The following is a 4,637-nucleotide window of genomic DNA, read 5'->3' as shown; positions in this document are numbered from 1 at the left end:
TCTTGCTCGCCCCACAAGAGCAGCGTGGGGGCCTTGATTTTCTTAAGTCGGGGGACTGGATCTGTGTAGATGGTTTGATTCGACCTGTCCAAAATTGCGCCCCGTACGCCGGGAGCTCTGAGCATGTCGTGGTACCGATTGACCAAGGTCTCTTTCAACATCTGAGGGTCTGCAAAAGCCGGCTCAATTGATTTCTGAACAAAGTACTTGGGCAAAAAATATTGAATCAGGCCCATGATGGCAGGCACTTCATAAGGCTTGCTGCCAATGTCTTTGAGTTCCGGAAAACCATCCGGGGCCATCAGCACCAAAGCTTGCACGCGCTCGGGCTGCGAGGCGGCCAAAGCCCACGCCATTTTCCCGCCCATGGAATGGCCAATGACAGAGAACTGATTCAAACCGAGCTTGTCGACAAAGTGAGTAAGGATGGCAACATCGGTGGCTTCTGAATAATCCTGCGCTGGATGGGCACCGGTCAAGCCAAAGCCCGGCAAATCGAGCCGGATGACACGGTATTGGGGGTCTAACTTCGCCGACCAGTCATCCCAAGTTTGCAAGCTTGACCCAAAGCCGTGCAAAAACAACAAAACGGGGGCATTTTTGGGTCCAGAGTCTTTGTAATAAACGGTCAAACCATCCACCGCGATGCTTTGGGCTGGGGGAGCACCATAACGCTTAGTCAATTCGGCGCGCTCAAGATCGGGCGTCCAAAGGCCAAGCAATGCCAATGCCAAGATGGCGGCACCAAGGCCAAGTTTGGTCAACTTTTGAGGGCGTGTCATCATCAAAGGCAGGGTTTAAATGAATGGCATTTGACAAAACGTCAAGTTAAATTGACACTTTACGGGATTTAAAAAAAATACATCTGTTTGTATGGCAACTTTTTTACAAAATGACAGTTTTTTGAGGGCTTGTCTCAGGCAAGCAACTGATCACACCCCAGTTTGGCTCATGCGGCAAGCCGGCCGTTACTTGCCAGAGTACCGAGCCACACGTGAAAAAGCTGGCAGCTTCATGGGCTTGGCAACGGACAAAAATTTTGCCACCGAAGTCACGCTGCAGCCCTTGGACCGGTATGCGCTTGACGCTGCCATTTTGTTTTCTGACATTCTCACCGTGCCAGATGCCATGGGCTTGGGCCTGAGTTTTGCCCAAGGTGAAGGGCCGCGCTTTGAAAAAGTCGTGCGCGATGAAGCTTCCGTGGCGGCCCTTCATGTGCCCGACATGAACAAATTGAAGTATGTGTTTGATGCGGTCACCTCCATTCGCAAGGCCTTAAATGGGCGCGTGCCCCTCATCGGATTTTCGGGCAGCCCATGGACCCTCGCCTGTTACATGGTGGAAGGTGCCGGTTCGGACGACTACCGCCATGTCAAAAGCTTGATGTACAGCCGCCCAGACTTGATGCACCAAATATTGAAAATCAATGCCCTGTCTGTCGCCGATTATCTGAACGCACAAATCGACGCCGGCGCACAAGCTGTCATGATCTTTGACAGTTGGGGCGGTGTTTTGGCCGATGGGGCTTTTCAGCCTTTCAGCCTTGATTACACTTCCATGGTTTTGTCGCGTCTCAAAACGCATGCTGAAGGTCGACAAATTCCCAGAATCGTTTTCACCAAAGGGGGTGGACTCTGGCTGGATGAAATGAAGCACTTGGATTGCGAGGTTTTGGGTCTCGACTGGACCATGAATTTAGGCAAAGCGCGCGCCTTGGTGGGCGGCCAAGTGGGGGGCCCTGGCAAGGCGCTTCAAGGCAACATTGATCCCAATGTGTTGTTTGCACCCCCAAGCAGCATCGAAAAAGAAGTCAAGCGCGTTTTAGACAGCTTTGGCCCGCCTCACTCCGACATGCACCAAACCGGGCCCACCCACATTTTCAATCTGGGTCACGGCATTCACCAAAACACCCCTCCCGAGCATGTGACAGCGCTCATTGAGGCCGTCCACAAACACTCCTCCAGGTCCATGATCTGATCTTTGTGAGAGCCTCATGTCCGACAAATCACTGCCTTACTTGCCTGCTGATGACTCCCAGAGAATGGCTCTCCACAATGAGATTCACACTCGCCCTTCTGCTACTTTCAAACTGCCAAGCCTGATTGTTTATGTGGCCGTATTGAATGCGGGCGTGAGCATGTCAGATGAATGCGCGCATTTGCAGCTGTTGCCCGGGCATCAAGACCTGGACGTCGTGAAGATGAAGGGCAACTTTTTACAACTTCAATGCCAAGGCTACAAAGTCATTTGGGAACGACACACCGAATTTACGCGCTACACCGTTGTCCAAGCGCTGCCCAGTCATGCCGGATGGGGCAGCCAACTGCCAGAACTTAGCAGCCATGTTGCCACGGGCAATGCTTGGCTAAGCCGCATTCCTGGCAAAACCATCACAGCCATCCACTTGGCCATGTTGAATGAGGGCATGGACGACGACGATGCGTTCTTCAAGGCCAAACAATGGCTTGGAGAAGGCACTGTGATTGGCTCCAAAATGGGCAGAACTGCAGACAACCGATCTCACTCCCATCTCATGACCAACCTCAGAATTGGCTCCGATGGTTTTGAGCGCATATTGGTCTTGGCCTCTCCCCAAACCTCCGAGAACAGATCGGGGCGAATTGCCCAAAGACTGCTGGAGCTGGAAACCTACCGAATCATGTCATTGTTGAGTTTGCCTGTTGCCAAACAATTGGGCGCCAAATTGGCACAGACTGAAATTCAGCTGGTTGAAATTACCAAACGCCTCGAGAAGAAAATTGATTCAGATGAAGTGTTGCTGAATGATTTGGCGGGCTTGTCTGCAGAGGTGGAAAGCATCACGGCAGAAAACAGTTACAGATTCTCGGCAGCGGTTGCCTATGATGGCATTGTGCGTGAGCGCATTTCAGAAATGCGAGAGCAACCTTTGTCTGGCATCCAAACCGTGGGTGAATTCATGCAACGCCGGCTTGCACCCGCCATGGCCACCGTCAACGCCACGTCTGAAAGGCTGGCCGCTTTGGCTCAGCGCTTGTCCAGAGCCAGTGCCCTCTTGCGAACTCGCGTTGACATTGCCACCGAGGCACACAACCAAGAACTGCTTGAAAAACTGACCAAAGGTCAGGCCTTGCAATTGAGGCTTCAATCTACCGTTGAAGGCCTGTCCATTGCCGCCATCAGCTATTACGTGGTCAGTCTGATCTTGTACCTTGGCAAAGCAATGGAAAGTGCCGGGGTTAACATCAACCCTGAAATGTTGGCCGGTTTCAGTACGCCAGTGGTTTTGTTTGTCTCTTGGAAATTGATTCAGCGCATTCACCGCAGCTTGAAAGAACTCTAAGGTCTTTTTTATTTTGGAAATTTTTATGACAACACCATTTCCTCTCAGTCGCCCTCGTCGTTTGCGCCGTGACGACTTCAGTCGCCGCTTGGTTCGCGAACATGCCTTGAGCGTCAACGATTTGATCTATCCTGTTTTTGTTTTAGAGGGTGAGAACAGGCGCGAGCCAGTGGCTTCCATGCCCGGCGTTGAACGCATGAGCCTCGACCTCTTGTTGAATGTGGCGCAAGAGTGCGTCAAGTTGGGCATTCCTGTGATGGCACTTTTCCCGGTCATCAGTAGCCATTTAAAAACGCCCGATGGCAAAGAGGCAACCAATCCGAAGGGGCTCATTCCCCATGTGGTGGCCACCCTCAAAAAGAATTTCCCCTCTCTGGGCATCATGACCGACATTGCGCTTGACCCCTACACCAGTCACGGCCAAGATGGCCTGCTCGATGAATCTGGCTACATCTTGAACGACATCACTGTCGAGGTTTTGAAGCAACAGGCACTCACCCACGCAGCAGCGGGCGTTGACATCGTGGCGCCCAGCGACATGATGGATGGCCGCATTGGTGCCATTCGCCAAGCACTGGAAGATGAGGGTCACATTCACACCCGAATCATGGCTTACAGCGCCAAGTACGCCAGTGCCTTTTATGGACCGTTTCGCGATGCTGTGGGCTCTGCTGCCAACCTTGGCAAGAGTGACAAAAAAACCTACCAAATGGACCCGGGCAATTCAGATGAAGCACTGCGCGAAGTGGCCTTGGACATTGCAGAAGGTGCCGACATGGTCATGGTCAAGCCAGGCATGCCGTACTTGGACATTGTGCGCCGGGTCAAAGATGAATTCAAAGTGCCCACCTTTGCATACCAAGTATCAGGTGAATATGCCATGCTGAAAGCGGCCGCCCAAAACGGTTGGCTCGATCACGATGCCGTCATGATGGAAAGCCTGCTGGCCTTCAAACGCGCGGGTGCCGATGGCATCCTCACGTACTTCGCCATTGATGCTGCCAAAAAACTCACAGCACATTCTTAATTCTTGATCATCTATGACCACCAAAATCATCATTGCGACCCGTGAGAGTCGGCTGGCATTGTGGCAAGCCAACCATGTCAAGCAGCTGCTTGAGACTCAAGGGCATGAAGTTTCCCTTTTGGGCATGACCACCATGGGGGATCAAATTTTGGATCAGCCCTTGAGCAAGGTGGGTGGCAAGGGCTTGTTCATCAAAGAGCTAGAGGTGGCATTGGTAGAAGGCAAGGCGCACATTGCGGTTCATTCTTTGAAGGATGTGCCCATGGATTTGCCAGAGGGGTTTGAGCT

The 4,637-nt window shown here is 52.2% G+C and carries 4 protein-coding genes and 1 pseudogene; 4 read left to right on the top strand and 1 reads right to left on the bottom strand.

The genetic code is table 11. The features are described 5' to 3' along the window. On the bottom strand, nt 1-785 hold a 785-nt coding region (locus ACIQ0Q_RS09090; protein ID WP_395772621.1), incomplete at its 3' end, for an alpha/beta fold hydrolase. Between the two features lie 88 nt (nt 786-873). Between ACIQ0Q_RS09090 and hemE the strand changes: the two genes are divergently transcribed. The 4 genes and pseudogenes from hemE to ACIQ0Q_RS09070 all read left to right on the top strand — a co-directional run. Then, nucleotides 874-1,977, top strand: coding sequence for a uroporphyrinogen decarboxylase (gene hemE, locus ACIQ0Q_RS09085; RefSeq protein WP_395772620.1), 1,104 nt, complete (start codon nt 874-876; stop codon nt 1,975-1,977). Between the two features lie 16 nt (nt 1,978-1,993). Further along, a complete protein-coding gene (locus ACIQ0Q_RS09080; RefSeq protein WP_395772619.1) occupies nt 1,994-3,322 on the top strand; it encodes a DUF3422 family protein in 1,329 nt (442 codons plus the stop codon). 25 nt (nt 3,323-3,347) lie between these two features. Next, complete coding sequence (gene hemB, locus ACIQ0Q_RS09075; protein ID WP_395772618.1) at nt 3,348-4,349, top strand: porphobilinogen synthase; 1,002 nt, start codon at nt 3,348-3,350, stop codon at nt 4,347-4,349. A 13-nt stretch (nt 4,350-4,362) separates the two neighbouring features. Beyond that, nucleotides 4,363-4,637, top strand: a pseudogene (locus ACIQ0Q_RS09070) (hydroxymethylbilane synthase); the annotation flags it as partial.

Source organism: Arenimonas sp. (assembly GCF_044348765.1).
Lineage (GTDB): Bacteria > Pseudomonadota > Gammaproteobacteria > Xanthomonadales > Xanthomonadaceae > Arenimonas.
The sequence above is the reverse complement of the archived record's forward strand: the minus strand, read 5'-3'. Positions and strand labels throughout refer to the sequence as shown.